Here is a 19081-nt window from a genome sequence, read left to right on the forward strand (position 1 = left end):
GCAGACAAAATAACAGGGGCTGGCATGACAAAGGCCGTATCTGATTTTCTATATTATCTGATTATTCATCAACTTATAATTCTTTAATAACTTAGATATTTTTTGTGTGGCTATTTGTTTTTCCCGTGCTCGTCCAGATCGAATTGCATCTATAAGTGTTAAAAGATCATAAAATAAAGGGTCGGGATGTTTCATCACTGATTCAGGAACAGATGGATAAAGAGGCTTCAAGGCTACCCCTCGCTCATTGCCTTCGCCATGAGGCCATACGGGTATGGGGTCACTTCCTGCAATAATTTGCTCATTCAAGCTTGGAGCAGCGTAACTTGTTGGAATACCCCGAACAATCTCGCCTAATTTAGCAGGAAAAATATATTTAAGTCCGTGCATAAAAAACTCTTCGCATGCTTGTATGATTGGCTGTGGTTTATTGGGTGGATGGTAGGGAGTAATTAAACCTGCGATAACCAGCCTTTTAAAAGCATTGTTAATTTGAGAAGGACTAAGACACAACTCAAACGCAATACTGTTTTGGGACCAGTTTTTATCCACTTGATAAGCTAAAAGCTTAGCCAGAACTACTATGTCTTGGGATTTAATTGTCATCAGAGCAATCCGGTTATTCCGTATTCTAGAATTTAGAATATGGAATGGCTTTAGTCAAGTTTCTCTACCTTGCTCCAAGGGGGAAATATTCACTTAATAGGCGCTGTGTCTTGTAATACACCCTTCGCAACCTATTAGAACCGCCTATTTATCGTTTTCTTTCAAGATGTTACGGTATATTTCTAGTGGAAAAATTCAATTGGTGGAGGCGGCGACTATTTAATTAACATTACAATTATTTGATATATAATGCATTTATTTTTTTAAATTTAAATATACCCCCCATTTATACCCCCTGAAACATCTTCTATCTCTAATTTATTATTACAATATGTCGATATAATATTAAATTATCGACATATTGTGCATATATGTCTATATCATCGACACACCCCAATAACATGTCGACAAAAAACAAAAATATCGACATATTTTGTTGACATGTCTACCGTATCGACATATCCTTAAAATATGTCGATATAATTGAAAAATTTAAACATTATGAAAATTGATGTAACTAAAGCATACAATGAATTGCCTGCCCTGCCTCCTGAACAGGATATAGAAACTAAAAAAATACTGAAAGTGTGCATTGAAGCGCGTGCGTCACTGGCAGAACTGAGAAAATCGGCAGAAATGCTACCAAACCAAAGCGTTTTAATAAACTCTTTGCCTTTGTTAGAAGCCCAGGCAAGTTCAGAGATTGAAAATATAGTGACAACGACAGATAAGCTATTTCAATATGCCAATAGCAGTTCCGAAGCTAATATAGATTCAGCTACAAAAGAGGCTTTACGTTATAGAACTGCGTTGAGAGAAGGCTTTGAATCTATTAAATATCGACCATTAAATACGGTATTGGCAGAGAAGTTATGTTCAACCTTGCATGGCATTGAAATGACCGTAAGAAAAGCCTCAGGAACTGCTCTCTATAATCAAACAACTGGAGAAATCATTTACACTCCTCCTGAAGGCGAGATGCTTTTAAGGAAAAAACTTCACAATTGGGAAGTGTTTTTACATGATAAGAATGATATTGACCCATTAATAAAAATGGCTATAGGACATTACCAATTTGAAGCTATTCACCCATTTACAGATGGGAATGGTCGAACGGGGAGAATTTTAAATATATTGTATTTAATCGAGCAGGAACTATTAACGATACCGATTCTTTATTTGAGCCGTTATATCATCAGACATAAGAAAGAATATTACCAATATCTCTTGAACGTAACTTTAAACAGCGACTGGGAATCTTGGATTATTTTTATGTTAAATGCAGTTGCAAATACATCGCAATGGACTTGCAATAAGATTACGAGCATTGTTGGTTTAATGGAAGAAACCATAGACTATGTAAAAACCAAACAACCTAAAATATATTCCAGGGAATTAGTAGAACTCCTTTTTACACAACCTTATTGTAGAATTTCTAATGTGGTAGATGCGGGGATAGTAAAGAGACAAACTGCTGCCGAATACCTGCAGAAACTGGTCAGCGAGGGGGTTTTGAAAGAAATAGAAGCTGGAAGAGAAAAAATATATATCAATACAAGATTGATGCAAATCTTATTTAGCGAGACTGATTCAGATATCAAATTTGTGGCAACTGGGGAAAAGCAATGATTTTTTGTTGGCAGCTTAACTCTATCTATGGAAAGAAGATTCAGTTCGTACGCGGCGATTAAGAAAGTCCAACGGTATTACTGAAGGCTTTCATAGAAAGATGAATCTGATTCAACGTAGAGCTTATGACTTTCGTAATTTTGAAAAACACAGGGCTCACCTTAGGGTGCCATGTTGTTAACCGCGAGTGCCCCCGTAATTGGGAAAGGCCAAGTTTTTCATGGTCTTTGGTGGTCGGTTATGGTGTTAAGTATTGGTGGGGCGGCGTCCATAACATTGGTTATGTAATTGATTGATAATAAATAATTATCTCAATGTGGTTTTTGAAAAAGCCCCCAAATAAGCCCCCATTTATTAAGTGTTACCCTTGGAATTGAACCGAGTCCCGCCAATTACTGTTCTTCTGTTCGCGAACAGCGAACGCATATGATATACTTTATTTATGTCATTTAGAGAATAATACCATGTTAAAGTCACAGGATTGTGTTGTATTAATAAAACTATTGGCAAATATCGGTAGTGACCTATCTCAGCGACAACTATCTGCTGCATTAGGTATTAGCTTAGCTGAGGTTAATGCAGGAATAAAGCGACTAGAAGAAGCGGGGTTATTGAGGAAAGACAAACAAGGAAAACTTTTCCCTAATGTTCATGCAGCAGAAGAGTTTTTAATACACTCAATCAAATTTCTCTTTCCAGTAAAATTGGGTGAATATACTCGAGGTACTCCCGCAGCAATTGCCGCCCCCCTTTTTCGCGATAAAATCGCCTTAGGCAATGACCCTATTCCCGTTTGGCCTGATGCGATGGGAGAGGAGCGAGGTGTTGCGTTATTACCTATTCACCCTAATTTATCAAAAACGTTACGAGCAAACCCTGACTCTGCTTTTCATGAATTACTTGTTTTAATTGATGTCATGCGCTCCGGACGCCCACGTGAGCGAAACCTTGCAGCAGCACTTTTGAAGGAAAAATTAAATCGTGCTGGATAATAAAGTGAAATTGGCAAATCTAAGAATGTTAGAATTTGTCGCAACAAAATTAGGTGATATTCGAAACGATGTTGTTTTCCTTGGAGGATGTACCACTGGGTTATTCCTCTCAGATCCTCTAGTACCAGATGTACGCTATACGCTTGACGTCGATTGTATCGTGGATGTTATTTCCAGGAATCAATATTACCAGTTAGAGAAAAAACTTAACAAACAAGGCTTCAAGAAATCCATAACGGAAGATGTCATTTGTCGTTGGTTTTATGATGATGTCATTCTTGATGTAATGCCTACTGATGAAACAATTTTAGGGTTTGGAAATCGTTGGTATAAACAAGCAATTGAGTTCTCAAACCTCTATTCATTGACTGACAATCTTGAAATTCGAGTTGTTACAGCCCCTTATTTTTTAGCAACCAAATTTGAAGCCTTTAAAACAAGAGGCAAAATGGATTTTTACGCCAGCCATGATTTTGAGGATATTGTATCAGTGCTGGATGGGCGTATTGAAATAGTAGATGAAATTAAAAGCGCTGATTCAACCCTACAAGATTATTTGATTAAATCACTACAAGAGATCATGACTTCCCCATCATTTAAAGGCGCCATTCCTGGTCATTTTTCTCAATACGGCGGTCTAGCTAATGATCGGATTGAACTACTCGAGCACAAATTAACTTCTATACAGAGTACATAACATGAAACTGGCATGGTTAACCGATGTTCATTTAAATTTCCTTGATGCAGATGAACGCAAAAAATTTTACCAAGAAATTATTAACACCGGATGCGCAGTGTATTACTAAGCTTACGTTGCGCAAATAAACTCTTGGGGAACCCGCGAAACGACGGGCAATGATAAAAACACGAAATAATCAATAAATTATATGGTTGAGGCGGCGGGGGTTAAGTCCATAAAATGCTGTAAATTCGGAGAGACGCAGAGGTAGAGGCGTCAACGCCAGGATTCGGTACTATTGAGTTGTCTAAAAACAATAAAAACCGAGGAGGCTGGCAATGACGGACTACAATATTACCGTTGGAGAGGAATTGATACCAGAACTTTTGACAAGCCAGGGTGGTTTGGCAAAGCTGGTTGAGAGCGTTTTGAACCAGATACTGGAAGCTCAGGCGACAGAAACCCTTGTAGCCGGGCGGTATGAGCGAAACGAAGAACGAGCCGGTTATCGGAATGGCTACCGGGCACGCCAGCTGTATACACGGGTTGGTCCGGTTACGTTGCAGGTACCGCAAACACGTGATGGCTCATTTTCGACGGATATTTTCAAGCGTTACCAGCGCAGTGAACAGGCCTTTGTTCTGGCGTTGCTGGAAATGGTAGTCAACGGGGTTTCTACGCGGAAGGTCACGCATATCACGGAAGAGCTTTGCGGGGTAAGCGTCTCAAAATCGACAGTGAGCCAGCTGTGTGTGAGCCTTGATGCGAGGATACGCGCCTTTAACGAACGGCGCCTCGATGGGGTTAACTATCGCTTTGTGATTGTGGATGCGATGTTTATTAAAAGCCGTGATGGCGACCGCGTGGTTTCCCGGGCAGCCCTGTCGATATCGGGTATCCGCGAAGACGGTTACCGTGAGGTTTTGGGGCTGAAAATAGGTGATACCGAAAGCTTTGCTACCTGGGATGAAACCCTGCGTTGGCTGAAAGAGCGGGGATTAAAGGGCGTGATTTACGTAATTTCCAACCAGCATGCCGGTCTTGTGGAGGCCATACGCAAGCATTTTCAGGGCGCGACATGGCAACGCTGTCAGGTGCATTTAATGCGCAATATACTTGGTCATTGTTCGCTGCGCTATCGCAAGGAAGTCGCTGAACAGGTCAAGCTCATCCTGCAGGCGCCTGATATGCAGGAGGCGCGGCGCAGATTGAATGAATTTGTTGAGGTCTTTGGGTCAAAAGTGCCCAAAGCCGTAGCATGCCTTGAGGAGGCTTTTGAGGATGCCATGGCCATCATGGCCATTCCCGCCAAATACCGTAAACGCTTCCGCACCACCAATATGCAGGAGCGCTTGAACGAAGAGCTCAGGAGACGTGAAAGAGTCATCAGAATCTTTCCCAACGATGACTCCGCGCACCGCCTGCTCGGTGCGATGCTCGCTGAAATCAATGAGCAATGGCAGGCAAGAAGATACCTCGATATGGATGAATTTAATGAGTGGTGGGAGGGGCAACAGCAGAATACATCCAATGTATTGGAGCTAAACAAAAAGGTTAATTAATAACAAGGCTCAATGGAGCGAATCAATGGCAATTTACAGCAAATTTTGGACTTGACCTCCCAGATAGTTCCTCACAATCAGGATATCGTCCTGTTCATGATTGGGGTGGTCATTTAGATCCAAGAAGTTAGTCCCACAGTTTTATTGGCTCGCCTAGCTTAAATTGTTTTTTATCAATTAAAGTAAATAATTCAGCGAGTGATTCTTGGGTCTTTTTAATAAATGACATATAAGTTTCAAGCATTATCAAATATTCAGGAATGTTGGTCATTAAGAAGCCCATTAACTCCTCGGTAATATTTTCTTCCTTATCAATGCTCCTTTTCATATCGCCATACTTCTGGAACACGGAAAGCATTTCTGTATATTTTTTATTGGCTATATAACAACTTTGAAAAATGGCTGGGTTAATTTGATAGTCAGGAAAACGACTCTGTACGGGACAAAAAATCATATCAACGCCTCGGTCGGTGCCTCGATGCTCAAGAAGGCCATCACCTGACCAATTAAACTCAAGATATTCTGCTTTGCATTGAGAGCCGCATCACGTAGAAAATCAAGACCATAACGAAAAATACTGACCTCTTTTCTACCATGTTTTTTCATTTTGATCGCTTTTTGCTCGTTGCGCCATTCACCTACTTTATAAGCCCAACAAAAGCCGATGCTTAAAAGTGCTATCAGCTTCGAAATACGCTCCGGCTTTGTAATATGCGTGTCCTCAAAGTTAAAGCCGCGCGATTTCAGGCAGGAAAACAGGGTTTCTATTTCCCAGCGCCGGCCATACAATTCGATAGGTGAATCAACTTCTTTATCTGTTGCAACAATAAGTAATTCACCATCTGTAAGCCGGAGCGCGCTCAACCAGACTTTTTGCTTCCAAAGCCTGCGCTCACCCCTCAGTTTTCGTTGTTCACCAGGCTTCAGATCGTAGAAAAGAGCATCCACATTAACGTCAAGCCCCAAGCTGTTGCTGGTTTGAGTGTTGCTTTTGATTCGAATGCAAAATGAGATCCCTTCACTACGCAACCATGAGAACCATTCGTTTCCAACAAACTCTCGGTCAGCCAGCAGACAGGCAACTCTTTCTTTGCCAAACTGCTCTATAAAACGCTTAAGTAAGGCTATACGCTCTGTGGTATTACTGTTCCCGCGCTTGGGCAGCAAATCCCACATGAGAGGGATGGCTATCCCTTTGTAGGCAATAGACAGCATTAATATATTGATATCCTGCTTGCCCCACTGCCAATTTGTTCTGTCTATGCTGAGATACAACGGCGTCTGGTCAAAATCAAAAAAAGTCATCACCCATCCGGCCAGAGCGGTGAAGCATATTGTGAATTCCCTGAAAAATCGCTTGATACGCTTGTAGCGCGATTCTATTGTTGCCTCGCTTTCAAAGCCACAGGCCAGTTCGCTTAAATTGACCGTTCTTACTTTGAACAATGATACCAGCATACAGGCGAAACAGGTCATTCTTGCCTTGTTCCAACTAAAATATCCGTTTAATATACCGCTCAGCTCGTTGATTTCCATGACTCCATGCCTTTTCCTTGAACAGAAACGCAGGGATTGTCTATTAATCAATGAGCTACTTCAAGTTTTTTGTCCCGTACAAAGGGAAAACGATTTGAAATTAGGCTCACTAAATCGCCTATATGCTGAAATTTTATGACCATGGAAAAATCTAGTGAAAAATCCTGAAGTACTTTAATCTTTTCGTTTCTTATTTTCATTTTTTCTGGAGCATTCAAGACATCTAATCGAATTTGTAAATTTTTTTTCAAATTAAATAGTTCCGAATATTGCATAAGAAATGAAAATGAAATTAGATTTAGTAATCCGTATATTTCTCGTTCTAGCCTCTTTAAGTCCGTGTCTTTGGCTCGTTTTTTTGCCGAAAAATGTGATATTATTGAACTAGTGATAGCGCCAGCAATAGCACCAGCCATACCACCAACAGACAGTATTTCGATTAAACTCACAAGAGTCCTTTTAAACATAATGCGGAAAAAAGGTGCCGATATGGTGCCGCGATATGGAGGTTATCTAGTTTTTATAAATCAAGAAGTTAATTGGTGGAGGCGGCGGGAATCGAACCCGCGTCCGCAAATCCTCTGCCGTCAGATCTACATGCTTAGCCTTGTCATTTGTTTTAACTGCTTCCCCTCCGACAGGCAGGATGGTCGGCAGCGATTCCCTGAGTCTTGTATACTGGCGCGGGATACACCAGGATACCAGCTTGTCTTCTATGACCGTTGATTCGGTACCGGCAAGCAAGCCCGGTCAACGGGGCGCTGGGTTTTTGGCAGCGCACTGTGCTTCGGTCACCGCAGTTGCTTACGCAGCTACAGCTTCTCCAGCGAACATTTCATCGTTTGCATTTATATTTATCGAGCCCGTTTTACGAGAGTTCTCATCCTCGGCATGCACATCAGGTTTCGCAACCCACGTCGAAGCCAGGTCGCCCCCAATTTGTACACTTGAAGTATAGCATACCCGTTGAAAAACTTGATAGAGGCGATTGTTAGTATTTTTCCATGTGAGTACACCCCTTGAATCGACTCACCTACAATACCGCACACCGTGACGGCGCGGATGAGGCGGGAGGTTCGGGTATTTCACTGTATAACTGCGTGTATTTTTTAGCAATCCGCTCAAATTCGGCCACATCATCTCGCCGCAACAAGGGAAAGAGGTGCGGATTAGCATGAATCTGATAAAGAGGGTCAAAGCCGTCCCGCTGCATCTGTACCCATTTTTCCAGCATATCGAGAGCCTCTCCGGCAATGCCATGGAGTGCCGCAGGGTGGCGGCGTATCAGTAACTCTACATGTAAACAAAGGCTGGCCTTTCGCGCGTTTACCCAGTCTTCACGTGATTGCTGGTGTTCTTCAGACAACGTATGAAAAAGCGTGCGAAGGGCGGCTTTGCGACTTTGCCAGAAAATGCCAATCTCAGACGCTTCATGCTCCAGCTCCTCCTGAGTCCACAGCAGGCTGCAGGGAGGCCAAACATGCTCCGGTATAACAAGTGGCGCTTCCATCGTTGCAGCGATGGCCGCCACCTTATCAAGGTAGTCGGTTGATACTGCTGCTCCCGTAACCGTTTGAGCATCAGCTTTTAGAGTGGTGATGGAGGAAATCTGCGCGCCAATCTGGCTGCAGTAATGATACATCTGCACCAGTCGCTCAAAGGCCTCTGTCGCTATCGATAAACGGATATGCGTATTCGAGGGTGCCTGCAGCACATGCCCCGCCATTTTGAGCTCCTCTGAGAGGAAGCGCAGCTCGCCCGGAATGTCAGAAAGAATCCTCAACCCACAATAGGCATCTCGTACCGCTTCACGCACGGCAAATTCAGGACCTGTAAAGGAAAAACTGACATACCGCTCATTGCAGGAGACTCCAACTGCAAGTCCCGCAATTTTTTTAGCAATTTTACCCGGCATTTGCATGCTCCCTGCACAAACGGGGCGCCAGCACGTGGCGCCCCAGAGCCATCAGCTGTTGGCAAGCTCAATCGCGAACGCCACACCAAGGCGCGCAAAATTGCTCATGTGATCAAGGTTCAGATACTCCTTGAGATCATTGGAGGTATGAATGTTGGGATTAACTTCATCAAAGCTTGTTTCACAGGGAAATGCCGCCGGAACACCCGCGTCATCCCAGGAAGCATGATCGCTGCAGCCATATCCACATTTGGAATAATCGACTGGTACCTGGATATAGGTCTTGATGAGTTGCGCCACATAATCGCTGAGCGCTCTGTCGGTGTGGTCACGATACACCCACATGGTGCGGTCGTTCTGGTCGTTGCGAAACCCCGTCATGTCAAACTGAATGGCCGCACGCACCGGAATGGCTTTCTTTTTGAAATCACGCACAACATAGGTAGACCCGACAAGACCCCGCTCTTCCGCCGCATACCAGATGATGTATACCGGGCGCTTAAAGGTCGTGTTCATGCCAAGCAGCACTCGCGCTACTTCCATGACACTGGACGAACCGCTGCCATCATCACCCGCACCTGGCTTACGGCCATCGAGTGTGTCCATGTGTGCACCAATCACAACCGCAGGTGCATCGATATCCTTACCAATCACCGTTACAACAGAAGGCTGCACGTAACTGCCGGTCTGCACAAACCAGGTGGCGGTATCATTGCGGCCCGCAGCTGAAGCCATACGCTCAAACTCGCTTTTAATCCAGTTTGCAGCTTCAACTCCAGTGGGCTTCGTCGCGGAACGGTTATAAAAATCCGACAGCGTGGTCAGGGTTTTCCAGATAAACTCTGAATCAAGACCCGTCAGCGTGGCATTAACCAGCTGCTGATTCTGAATGCTGTAAGAATCCTGCTTCCCGACTTTAGGTGCTGCCTTGTGACTTAACAGGGCTCTTGCCGCCTTCAACCTTGCACCAGATTCCACAGCGGCTAAATCTGGAGAGACGTTTTTGAAACGGCCGCAGTGCACACTGTCAGCAAGCTTTGCAATGCGGTTCATTGCGCTGCCCGGTACTTCGACTATGCGAAAATCCTGATTTTCAGCAAGTACACGATACTCCGGGGACAGCTTTTCAGCGAGACAGCGTGGCATTTGCAGTTGTTCGAAAGCGGGTACAGTGCCTGCGACCGCCGTTGCCGTCAATGCAACTGTCGCTGACAGCGTTGATATCCATTGTGACAAACGCATCATAACTCCTTTTTAACGTTGAATAACCCTGTTCAGGGCATTTAGGCTCACGCCCAAATTCGCACATATTAAGGTGCCGTCTATTCCCGATGCAGATGGGTGCGGCGCTCCTCCATGGTTTCCATACTGTTGGCTACCGTCTGGTGGCAGATTTCATCCATCACCGGAATACTGGCCAGTGGCATGCCGTTATAAATTGCCCAGGCGACCAGGAAGCTGTCCTGCGCTGCCGTCTCACCCCGCCGATGTCCCGCCTCAAACCAGAGCGCCACCCAGAAAAAATGAAACATCCAGCGCTTTCGGTCATGCTCAAACACCTGAGCAAGCACCTCTTCCTTCGCCTCTTCAAAACGGCAGACCTTAACCCCTTCGACAAAACTGCAGCAGCGGTTAACAAGCCGGTCTATTTTGGCACTTTCAATATACCAGGACTCCGTAAATGGCCGCGTGCGCGTCCAGGTCGCCGTACGCTTTAACGCCTGCTGCAGGGTGTCCTGCGTAAACGGACTTATGCGTACCGCACGGTCCTGCATCAGCTCTTCGATATCCATAAACTGCGGACGAAAATCAACACCCAGAGCCTCCTGCAGCTCAAGAAGGTGCAGACCCGCGGTCTCCCCACGCTGCAGGCCATCGGCGAGAAAATGATTCACCATCCGCACAAGATACTCGGTATCGACCGTGCGCAGCATCACGGTTTCGTCAAACGCGTCCTGATAATACCGCTTTACATCCCGTGCGGCGATGGGTGGCGTAAGCCAGACATCTTTCAACCCGACCCCAAGTTTCAACAGCACACCACAAAGACGGTTGGCACGCGGAACCTTAAGGTGGACAAAAATTCCCTGCGCCCCACTGCCATCAATTTCAGTGGCGCGAATCTCAAACGGCAGGGGCGCACGCGGCGCAGGAAACACCACACCTTTTTTGCGCTGAATTCGAATCCAGGCATCAAAATGGGGATGAAACGCTTCGGGATACCACGAACGAATTACCTGCAAACGCCCAAGCGCCGTTGAACTCAGCAGGAGATTGGGCATCAGATAATCAAGCGCATCAACGACCACCGCGCGCACTTCAGGCTTCGGATGCAAAAGGGTCAACAGCGCGATTTCATGCCCTTCGTCAATACTGTATAAATCAGCCACGAGGTCAGTAAAAAAATCTTCGGGCATGGCGTAGCTTTGCGCGAAAAACTGCTCGGCAATTTCAAACGATGAAAGCTCCGACATCTCGAGAATCATTTCCCGGATGGCGTTAAGGTGCGCAAATTCGTCAACCGGCGTAAAATCTTCTTCCTGATTGGCAAGGTGCATGTACGCCTCACGCAATTCCTCAGATAATTCGGCGTGCACCTCATAGAACGCGTTTAATACCGGCAGCCAGAAACTCAGGGTCTGCGGCCCGGTGTGCATGGCTCTCGCCATCGCATCCATAAATTGCGTCAGGCGATGTGTCGCGCCCTTACTGCCTGCCTCCCGCGCTGCCTGCAACTGAGCCACGCAGAGGTCTATCGCAAAGATACAGGCGGAATAATACGAGCGGCGCTCCTCTGCAGCACTGTCATCAAGGAGTATCAGGCTATCCAGAACATCAAAGATGGCATCGGGATTTTCCAGCACATGCGAGAGATGCTCAGGATGCGGGTCTTCCCCCTTATCCACAAAAAGCGCCATTTCCTGCAGCCAGGTTTCGAGTTCGTGGTTGGGTAAGGTCATGCTGAAACAGGTACCTCGCGCGGATTGCCGGCATCATCAATGGCAACAAAAATAAATACACCGGATGTCACCATGAAGCGCTCGCCCCCCGTAGCGGGTTCCGCCCAGGCTTCAACCGCAATTGTCATTGAGGTACGCCCAACCTTCTTCAGCATGGCGTGGCAGGTCACGATATCGCCGACATGCACGGGCTTTAGAAAGCTCATGGACTCAATGGCCACTGTCGCCACCCGCCCCCGCGCCCGCTTCTTTGCAATCATGCCCGCCGATAAATCCATTTGCGACACCAGCCAGCCCCCAAAAATATCGCCATTGGCATTGGTATCTTTGGGCATGGCCAGCGTTTGGATAGTGATTTCTCCCTGTGGCGTTGACATCCGTCAGTTACCCCGCTTCAGTCTGGCTAGCGCATCCGCCATGGCCGTGTTGAATACCGTCTTTTTCTTTTCCACAACGGGTTTTTGAGCCGCCTCTGGTTTTTTATTGGTACGTGGTGGCTTCGCTGAGACTGCCGGCGCGGATTTTGCGCGAGCACCCTCAGGCTTCTCCGTTTTGCGGACAACCGCGGCCCGGGGAGCCTCTTCTTCAAGTCGCATGCTGAGTCCGATACGTCGGCGCTCGCAATCCACTTCTACCACTTTGACCGTGACAATTTCGCCGGCTTTTACCACCGCGTGCGGATCATTCACATACCGGTTTTTAAGAGCAGAGATATGCACGAGGCCATCCTGATGCACCCCAATATCCACAAATGCCCCAAAGTTGGTCACATTGCTGACCACTCCTTCGAGTATCATGCCGACCTCAAGGTGCTTAATGTCCTCCACACCTTCGCGAAAGACGGCCGTCTTAAAGCCAGGTCGTGGGTCGCGTCCTGGTTTTTCGAGCTCGCGCAACACATCCATAACGGTGGGCAGGCCAAGCTCTCCATCCACGAATGCTTCCGCATTCACAGACTTCAACAGCGACTGATTGCCCATCAGCTCCCGCAGTTCCACATTACAGGCCGCAAGAATTTTTTCGACCACGGGATAGGCCTCAGGGTGTACCGCAGAGGCATCCAGCGGGTTATCGCCCTCTCGAATCCTGAGAAAACCCGCGCATTGCTGAAAGGTTTTCTCACCCATGCGTGGTACGGCGCGTAACTGCTCGCGGCTTTTAAACGCTCCGTTCGCGTCCCGATACTCCACAAGATTGCGGGCAAGGCCTTCATTCAGGCCGGAAATACGTGCGAGCAGGGGAATCGAGGCGGTATTTACATCCACGCCAACCGCGTTTACGCAATCCTCCACAACGCCTTCAAGGCTTCGGGCAAGACGGCTTTGATTCACATCATGCTGGTATTGCCCGACACCAATCGCCTTCGGCTCAATTTTAACGAGCTCCGCCAGCGGGTCCTGCAGACGGCGGGCGATGGAAACAGCACCTCTCAGGGTAACATCCAAATCAGGGAATTCCTGAGCGGCCAGTTCGGAGGCCGAATACACCGATGCACCGGCTTCACTCACAACCATTTTGGCGAGTTTAAGATCCGCATACCGTTTGGCCAGTTCCGCAACCAGTCGCTCGGTTTCCCGCGAACCCGTCCCGTTTCCGATACTGATAAGCTGCACATTATGACGCACACACAAACGCGCGAGCTCGGCAATCGACTCCTGCAGCGCATTTTGTGGTGGAAACGGAAACACGGTCGTGTAATCGAGCAGCTTGCCGGTTTTGTCAATGACGACCGCTTTAACGCCAGTGCGAATACCAGGGTCAAGTCCCAGTGTCGTCTGAGCGCCCGCGGGCGCTGCAAGCAATAAGTCGCGCAGATTGCGGGCAAATACGCGAATGGCTTCTTCATCCGCCGCTTCGCGAAGACGCGCCAGAAGTTCCAGTTCAAGTTTGGTGAACAGTTTAATTTTCCAGCACTGACGCACTGTTTCCTGCATCCAGGCATCTGCAGGGCGACCGGCATCTTTAATGTCAAAATGCGCATTAATCATGCGTACGCCAAAATCAGGGTCCTGAGGCAGTGAGAGCGTAAAACGCAGAACATTTTCCCGACGCCCGCGAAAAAGCGCCAGCGCGCGGTGAGAGGGGATTTTGCGAAGCGGTTCAGAATAATTGAGATAATCCGCAAACTTGCCGGCAGCGCCCTTTTTGGCACTGCTCTTCGTCTCTTCTTCGCCACGGGCTTCCAGTATGCCATTCTGCCAGAGATGTTCACGCAGCGTATGCACCAGTGCCGCATCTTCAGCAAAGGTTTCCATAAGGATTTGACGCGCGCCATCAAGGGCTGCGCGGGCATCAGCCACTTCCGCCTCTGGATTAAGATATCCCTCTGCCAGTATCAGCGGATCGGCATCCACGCCCTCACGCAGAAGCTGAGCCAGCGGCTCAAGACCTGCCTCGCGGGCAATCTGGGCTTTCGTGCGGCGTTTGGGACGAAACGGCAGGTAAAGGTCTTCAAGCTGGGTTTTGGTTTCGGCAGCACGAATGGCCGTTTCCAGCTGTGGTGTCAGCTTTTCCTGAGAACGGATAGACTCAAGCACCGCCTCACGGCGCGCCTCAAGCTCTCGCAGATAATGAAGCCGCTCCTGCAAAAAACGCAATTGCGTATCATCCAGACTTCCGGTCACTTCCTTACGGTAGCGCGCTATGAAGGGGACTGTCGCACCTTCATCCAGCAGGCGGACAGCCGCCTCCACCTGTGATACTTTCACCTTTAGCGCGTTGGCAATCAACGCCGCTTCCGTCAACATCTCCTGGGTCATGCAATGCCTCTAACAGGGGTTATACATCGGGGATTATATACTCAAGACACCTTGAAAAAAACGAAATATGGATGATTATTTGGGGAAGTGCGCCAAAATAACACGCGCTTCCCGAAAAATCATTCTACCGTCACTGACTTGGCGAGGTTTCGCGGCTGGTCCACATCAGTACCCTTGGCCACCGCAACATGATAAGCGAGCAACTGCAGGGGTATGGTGTAGAGAATGGGCGCAATCCACTGGCCACAGGAGGGAACCTTAATCAACTCTGCCGCATGGCCATCCCATGCATGTGAATCATCCATAAATACATAGAGCTCCGCTCCCCTTGCACTGACCTCGTGCAGATTGGACCTCAGCTTGTCAAGCAGCGCGTCATTGGGCGCGACAGCGACAACCGGCATGTCCTTGTCCACCAGTGCGAGCGGACCGTGCTTCAACTCTCCTGCAGGATAGGCTTCTGCATGGATGTAGGAAATTTCCTTGAGTTTAAGCGCACCCTCAAGTGCCACCGGATACTGTACCCCGCGGCCAAGAAAAAGAGCATGCGCCTTATTCACAAAACAGGCAGAGAGTTCGGCAACGCGGTCGTTGGTTGCCAGAAACTGTTCACTCAACAGGGGCAGCTCTCGAAGTTCTTTCAACACGGTATGCGCACGCTCGTCACGGCACATCGCGGCCGCCAGCATCAAAAATGCACAGAGCTGGGTTGTAAACGCCTTGGTGGACGCAACGCCAATTTCAATGCCTGCACGGGTGAGGAACACGGCATCGGCTTCTCGCACAAGCGTGCTGGTCGGTACGTTACAGATAGCGAAGGTGCCAAGGTAGGACTGCGTTTTTGCGCGGGTGAGTGCGGCGAGAGTGTCAGCTGTTTCACCGGACTGAGACACGGCGATAAAGAGCGTATTCTCAGGCACTACAACATCGCGATAGCGGTATTCGCTCGCAATTTCCACCGAAGTGGGCACGCCTGCCAGAGATTCCAGCCAGTATTTGGCGACAAGCCCCGCATGGTAACTGGTGCCACAGGCGACAATGTGAATGTTACGCACGGAATCCATCATGCGGGCGGCGACTTCACCAAAGCCCGCACGCAAGACCTCAAGGCTCGCAACACGCCCTTCAAGGGTGTCGGAAAGCACGCGGGTCTGCTCGAAAATTTCCTTCAGCATGAAATGGCGGTAATTTCCCTTGCTGACCAGTTCGCAGTCACCGTGCAGCACATGCCATTCACGCTCAACCGTGCGACCATCAGCATCCTGGATACGCACCTGGCCGTCATGGAGAATGGCACTGTCGCCTTCCTCAAGATAAGCAACCTTTTCCGCAAAGGCACGCAGCGCCATGGCATCGGAGGCAATAAACAGTTCATCAATCCCTGAACCCAGCACCAGTGGGCTGCCCTTTCGAATCACAACGATTTCACCCGGACGCTGCTGGTGAATCACGGCGAGTGCAAAGGCGCCATGCAGTTGCGCGGCAGCTTTTTGCACCGCCGTCAAAAGATGCTCATGTTCCTGGTAATAATGATGAATCAAATGGGCGGCAACTTCGGTGTCCGTTTCGGAGGTGAACTGATATCCCTGTTCACGCAGGCGCGCGCGCAGCTGTTCGTGGTTCTCGATGATGCCATTGTGCACCACGGCGATTTCACCGCGCGACATGTGTGGATGGGCATTGCTTTCAGACGGCTTGCCATGGGTTGCCCAGCGGGTATGCGCGATACCGGTACATCCTGAAATTGAGGTTTCCTGCATCGCATCCGCGAGTGCCTGTACCTTGCCCAGCACCCGCACGCGCCGTAAGCGCGCATTCGCATCGATAACGGCAATACCGGCCGAGTCGTACCCGCGGTACTCAAGACGCCGCAAGCCCTCAAGCAGCATTCTGCTGACATCCCGTTTAGATACCGCACCCACTATTCCACACATAAATCGCTCCTCTTTGCCGACACTCCCGACACGGTTAACGCATACCGGCATGCTTCAAAATGGTCATTATGCCACAGACCCTCAATTTCCCTATATTTCTCCGGCAACCGCACACTCTATAGTATAGCCGTGCGCTTTCATGGCCTCACAGATTTCAACGGCCATCATCTGATGCGCCCGGGTTGACGGATGAATATCATCCCAGAACAAATAGGTTTCAGGTCGGTCACACACGTTGTAGTTTTTGCCATGAAGGCCAGGCCCCACCGTCTGCATCGCCTCGGCATGCAACAGGACATAGTTTCTTGCAAAGGGCGAATGCCTGAGCGCGCGCACCTGCGGCAGCTTAACGTCCGTACAGGGTTCGGTCACATTCAGAAAACCTGATTTTTCCGGGTTGTTCATGGCCGTTTGAAGAAACGGCTGGATATCAACCATGAGAAAATCAACCTCAGGCCACTCACCACGCCACTGTTGCGTACGGTCTGCCAGTCTATCGTTGTGCATGCGGGTCGCGTTTGACAGCAGCGGCCCCTCAGGCGTATTCAAAAACTTTGGCGACAGTCCAATATCCGGCAGGCCAATCACGACTACCTTCCTGGCGCCTGACTGCACGAGCCGGCGCACGGACGCTTCCAGACCATTAACCACGTTATCGATATAATCACTCATGACCGCGGAGTCACGCGTGTCATCAAAGACAAAGGCGTTCAGATAATCATTACCGCCGCCAAGAATAAAGTACACGGGCTCTGAGTCCACGCTGCCTTCACTCATCAGGAATCCCTGCGTTGAAAGCCCAAGGCTTGGCGGAATCAGCTTGCCCACAATCACACCCTTTATGGTGTCGATGGGGTGGCGAATGAGGTTCCAGGTGGTGAGGTGATAATCCCAGGTCACCGCCCAGCCGCCGGCAAAGGCCTGATTGCGCGAGAAAACCACGTCTTTAGGGTCGATACCGAGCATCAAAGCCAGATATTCGTTCCACACCGGGCCGTTAGAAAAACGCCAGTGCCAGTAGGGTGCGCCCGGAATAACCGGCACCTTGCGCACACTGCTGACAAGGGTTGCCATCATTGGCGCGAGCTCATCGTCAAAAAAATTCTGAACCATGTCGATTCCGGCATCGAGCACCGACTGCGGAACGTGGTAATCATCGGCAAACTCTTCCATTTTGCGAATGACAAACACCTTCAGAGGACGCACCAGAAAAGCGGGGTTTTCATCTCGGCGCAGGCTTTTTAAAAGATGGGTGGTGTTGCCGGTATCTGAAAGGCTGTCACCAAAAATCACCATGGACTTCACCGGCATGTCGGCAAACAGTACGGTGGGCAACAGCAAAAGGGCGGCCAACAGGCCCCGGCATGTGTGTGTGCGCATTGCATCCTCCCTGAAATAGATATCCTGCGGCTTTCGCTTCAGCCTATGGCACGATCATTTTTTTGTCAATGACGCATCAGGCGCGCCTTGCTGCGCTGCCAGTCGCGATCTTTAATGGTTTCGCGCTTATCATGCGTTTTTTTACCACGCGCAAGCGCGATACGGATTTTAACCAGATTATGCTTCCAATACAAAGACAAAGGCACAATGGTATAGCCCTGACGCTCAACACTCCCGATAAGGCTTGAAAGCTCGCGGCGCGACAGCAGCAGCTTGCGGGTACGCAGCGGGTCTGGATGTAAAAATGCGGCGGCCGTCGACAGCGGCTGAATCTGCGCCCCAAGAAGCCACGCCTCACCGGTACGCAAAATCACGTGCGCATCTGAAAGATGCACCTTGCCCGCGCGCAGGCTTTTGACTTCCCAGCCCTCAAGCACCATCCCTGCCTCAAACTCTTCCTCAATAAAGTAGTCAAAACGCGCTTTTTTGTTTTGCGCAATCGTTGAACTTTCTTTCCCTTTACCCGCCATAGGGCACCATCGTCTCAATGAAAATGTCACACAGTATACCCTGGTATCGGTAAAAAAACCGCGCCATTGTCAGGCCATGTCCCGCATGTCACAATCGGGATATTTAACGCATGAGAGATACGCATGAAACCTGGTGATTCCCTTCCCGCCCTGTCCCTTGCAACCACATCCGGTGAGATACGTCTGCCCGACACATACCGCGGTCAGTGGCTCGTGCTGTATTTCTACCCCAAAGACGCCACTCCGGGCTGCACGCAGGAAGGTCGCGACTTTCGAGATAAAGCACACGCGTTTAGAGAGGCGGGTGCGGTTATACTCGGTGTTTCACGGGACTCCCTTAAAAGCCACGAGAAATTTCGCAGCTGCGAGAGCTTTCCTTTTGAACTGATAAGCGATACTAATGAAACGCTCTGCCAGACGTTTGATGTTATCCATGATAAATCAATGTATGGAAAAACTGTACGCGGCATTGAACGCAGCACGTTTATCATTGACCCTGAGGGCATTGTGCGCCACGCATGGCGCAAGGTGCGGGTACCGGGGCATGTAGAAGATGTTTTACAGACATTGCGGCAGTTACAGACGGCATGAATCCCGCT

At 48.7% G+C, this 19081-nt stretch carries 17 protein-coding genes, 1 other RNA gene and 1 pseudogene; 6 read left to right on the forward strand and 13 right to left on the reverse strand.

Translation table 11 applies throughout. The features are described 5' to 3' along the window. Positions 1-48: 48 nt before the first annotated feature. Positions 49-606, reverse strand: a complete 558-nt coding sequence (locus E4T54_RS05320) for a helix-turn-helix domain-containing protein (RefSeq protein WP_028386747.1) — start codon at positions 604-606, stop codon at positions 49-51. A gap of 501 nt (positions 607-1107) precedes the next feature. On the opposite strand from E4T54_RS05320, the gene fic reads away from it, so the two are divergent. From fic to E4T54_RS05345, 5 genes and pseudogenes are all read left to right on the forward strand, one after another. Next, on the forward strand, positions 1108-2235 hold the full coding sequence (fic, locus tag E4T54_RS05325) for a protein adenylyltransferase Fic (protein WP_028386748.1): 1128 nt from the start codon (positions 1108-1110) through the stop codon (positions 2233-2235). Positions 2236-2254: 19 nt separating this feature from the next. Beyond that, positions 2255-2416 (forward strand): annotated as a pseudogene (locus E4T54_RS05330) (transposase); the annotation flags it as partial. 283 nt (positions 2417-2699) lie between these two features. Further along, positions 2700-3227, forward strand: a complete 528-nt coding sequence (locus tag E4T54_RS05335) for a winged helix-turn-helix transcriptional regulator (protein ID WP_028386749.1) — start codon at positions 2700-2702, stop codon at positions 3225-3227. Then, complete coding sequence (locus E4T54_RS12085) at positions 3217-3924, forward strand: hypothetical protein (protein WP_115152795.1); 708 nt, start codon at positions 3217-3219, stop codon at positions 3922-3924. Before E4T54_RS05335 ends, E4T54_RS12085 begins: the two co-directional genes overlap by 11 nt. Before the next feature lie 320 nt (positions 3925-4244). After that, the gene (locus tag E4T54_RS05345) at positions 4245-5468 is read left to right on the forward strand and encodes an IS256 family transposase (protein WP_115152794.1); all 1224 of its coding nucleotides are present in this window, start codon (positions 4245-4247) and stop codon (positions 5466-5468) included. A gap of 127 nt (positions 5469-5595) precedes the next feature. Here the strand turns inward: E4T54_RS05345 and E4T54_RS05350 are convergent, their stop codons facing one another. The 12 genes from E4T54_RS05350 to smpB all read right to left on the reverse strand — a co-directional run bounded on the left by E4T54_RS05350 (position 5596) and on the right by smpB (position 18482). Next, positions 5596-5922, reverse strand: coding sequence for a hypothetical protein (locus E4T54_RS05350; RefSeq protein WP_115152793.1), 327 nt, complete (start codon positions 5920-5922; stop codon positions 5596-5598). Continuing rightward, complete coding sequence (locus E4T54_RS05355) at positions 5919-7004, reverse strand: IS4 family transposase (protein WP_115152790.1); 1086 nt, start codon at positions 7002-7004, stop codon at positions 5919-5921. The genes E4T54_RS05350 and E4T54_RS05355 overlap by 4 nt, the downstream gene beginning before the upstream one ends. Positions 7005-7051: 47 nt before the next feature. After that, positions 7052-7453, reverse strand: a complete 402-nt coding sequence (locus E4T54_RS05360) for a hypothetical protein (protein ID WP_131793761.1) — start codon at positions 7451-7453, stop codon at positions 7052-7054. 91 nt (positions 7454-7544) lie between these two features. Then, positions 7545-7940: a transfer-messenger RNA gene (ssrA, locus tag E4T54_RS05365) on the reverse strand. Positions 7941-8037: 97 nt separating this feature from the next. Continuing rightward, on the reverse strand, positions 8038-8919 hold the full coding sequence (locus tag E4T54_RS05370; protein ID WP_028386734.1) for a hypothetical protein: 882 nt from the start codon (positions 8917-8919) through the stop codon (positions 8038-8040). Positions 8920-8970: 51 nt separating this feature from the next. Further along, a complete protein-coding gene (gene lapA, locus E4T54_RS05375) occupies positions 8971-10161 on the reverse strand; it encodes an aminopeptidase LapA (RefSeq protein ID WP_028386733.1) in 1191 nt (396 codons plus the stop codon). An 80-nt stretch (positions 10162-10241) separates the two neighbouring features. Beyond that, entirely contained in the window at positions 10242-11879 is a 1638-nt protein-coding gene (locus E4T54_RS05380) for a hypothetical protein (protein WP_028386732.1), read from the reverse strand. Then, complete coding sequence (locus E4T54_RS05385) at positions 11876-12256, reverse strand: acyl-CoA thioesterase (RefSeq protein ID WP_028386731.1); 381 nt, start codon at positions 12254-12256, stop codon at positions 11876-11878. Before E4T54_RS05385 ends, E4T54_RS05380 begins: the two co-directional genes overlap by 4 nt. A gap of 3 nt (positions 12257-12259) precedes the next feature. Further along, complete coding sequence (locus E4T54_RS05390) at positions 12260-14638, reverse strand: Tex family protein (RefSeq protein WP_028386730.1); 2379 nt, start codon at positions 14636-14638, stop codon at positions 12260-12262. A 119-nt stretch (positions 14639-14757) separates the two neighbouring features. Continuing rightward, positions 14758-16572, reverse strand: coding sequence for a glutamine--fructose-6-phosphate transaminase (isomerizing) (gene glmS / locus E4T54_RS05395; protein ID WP_028386729.1), 1815 nt, complete (start codon positions 16570-16572; stop codon positions 14758-14760). Between the two features lie 90 nt (positions 16573-16662). After that, positions 16663-17952, reverse strand: a complete 1290-nt coding sequence (gene plaC / locus E4T54_RS05400; protein WP_035902703.1) for a lysophospholipase/glycerophospholipid:cholesterol acyltransferase PlaC — start codon at positions 17950-17952, stop codon at positions 16663-16665. Positions 17953-18017: 65 nt separating this feature from the next. After that, positions 18018-18482 carry an SsrA-binding protein SmpB gene (smpB, locus tag E4T54_RS05405; RefSeq protein WP_028386727.1) on the reverse strand — a complete coding sequence of 155 codons (465 nt, stop codon included), beginning with the start codon at positions 18480-18482 and terminating at the stop codon, positions 18018-18020. 123 nt (positions 18483-18605) lie between these two features. Here smpB and E4T54_RS05410 point away from each other — a divergent pair, with 123 nt between their 5' ends. Then, positions 18606-19073, forward strand: a complete 468-nt coding sequence (locus tag E4T54_RS05410) for a peroxiredoxin (protein ID WP_028386726.1) — start codon at positions 18606-18608, stop codon at positions 19071-19073. Positions 19074-19081 lie beyond the last annotated feature (8 nt).

The organism is Legionella geestiana (assembly GCF_004571195.1).
Lineage (GTDB): Bacteria > Pseudomonadota > Gammaproteobacteria > Legionellales > Legionellaceae > Legionella_B > Legionella_B geestiana.

What these genes read in the sequence shown, in the direction of transcription:
- E4T54_RS05320 (WP_028386747.1), bottom strand. Translation starts at nt 606, where the DNA reads ATGACAATTAAATCCCAAGACATAGTAGTTCTGGCTAAGCTTTTAGCT.
- lapA (WP_028386733.1), bottom strand. Translation starts at nt 10,161, where the DNA reads ATGCGTTTGTCACAATGGATATCAACGCTGTCAGCGACAGTTGCATTG.
- E4T54_RS05345 (WP_115152794.1), top strand. Translation starts at nt 4,245, where the DNA reads ATGACGGACTACAATATTACCGTTGGAGAGGAATTGATACCAGAACTT.
- E4T54_RS05410 (WP_028386726.1), top strand. Translation starts at nt 18,606, where the DNA reads ATGAAACCTGGTGATTCCCTTCCCGCCCTGTCCCTTGCAACCACATCC.
- plaC (WP_035902703.1), bottom strand. Translation starts at nt 17,952, where the DNA reads ATGCGCACACACACATGCCGGGGCCTGTTGGCCGCCCTTTTGCTGTTG.
- E4T54_RS05355 (WP_115152790.1), bottom strand. Translation starts at nt 7,004, where the DNA reads ATGGAAATCAACGAGCTGAGCGGTATATTAAACGGATATTTTAGTTGG.
- E4T54_RS05335 (WP_028386749.1), top strand. Translation starts at nt 2,700, where the DNA reads ATGTTAAAGTCACAGGATTGTGTTGTATTAATAAAACTATTGGCAAAT.
- glmS (WP_028386729.1), bottom strand. Translation starts at nt 16,572, where the DNA reads ATGTGTGGAATAGTGGGTGCGGTATCTAAACGGGATGTCAGCAGAATG.
- fic (WP_028386748.1), top strand. Translation starts at nt 1,108, where the DNA reads ATGAAAATTGATGTAACTAAAGCATACAATGAATTGCCTGCCCTGCCT.
- smpB (WP_028386727.1), bottom strand. Translation starts at nt 18,482, where the DNA reads ATGGCGGGTAAAGGGAAAGAAAGTTCAACGATTGCGCAAAACAAAAAA.
- E4T54_RS05385 (WP_028386731.1), bottom strand. Translation starts at nt 12,256, where the DNA reads ATGTCAACGCCACAGGGAGAAATCACTATCCAAACGCTGGCCATGCCC.
- E4T54_RS05350 (WP_115152793.1), bottom strand. Translation starts at nt 5,922, where the DNA reads ATGATTTTTTGTCCCGTACAGAGTCGTTTTCCTGACTATCAAATTAAC.
- E4T54_RS05380 (WP_028386732.1), bottom strand. Translation starts at nt 11,879, where the DNA reads ATGACCTTACCCAACCACGAACTCGAAACCTGGCTGCAGGAAATGGCG.
- E4T54_RS05370 (WP_028386734.1), bottom strand. Translation starts at nt 8,919, where the DNA reads ATGCCGGGTAAAATTGCTAAAAAAATTGCGGGACTTGCAGTTGGAGTC.
- E4T54_RS05390 (WP_028386730.1), bottom strand. Translation starts at nt 14,638, where the DNA reads ATGACCCAGGAGATGTTGACGGAAGCGGCGTTGATTGCCAACGCGCTA.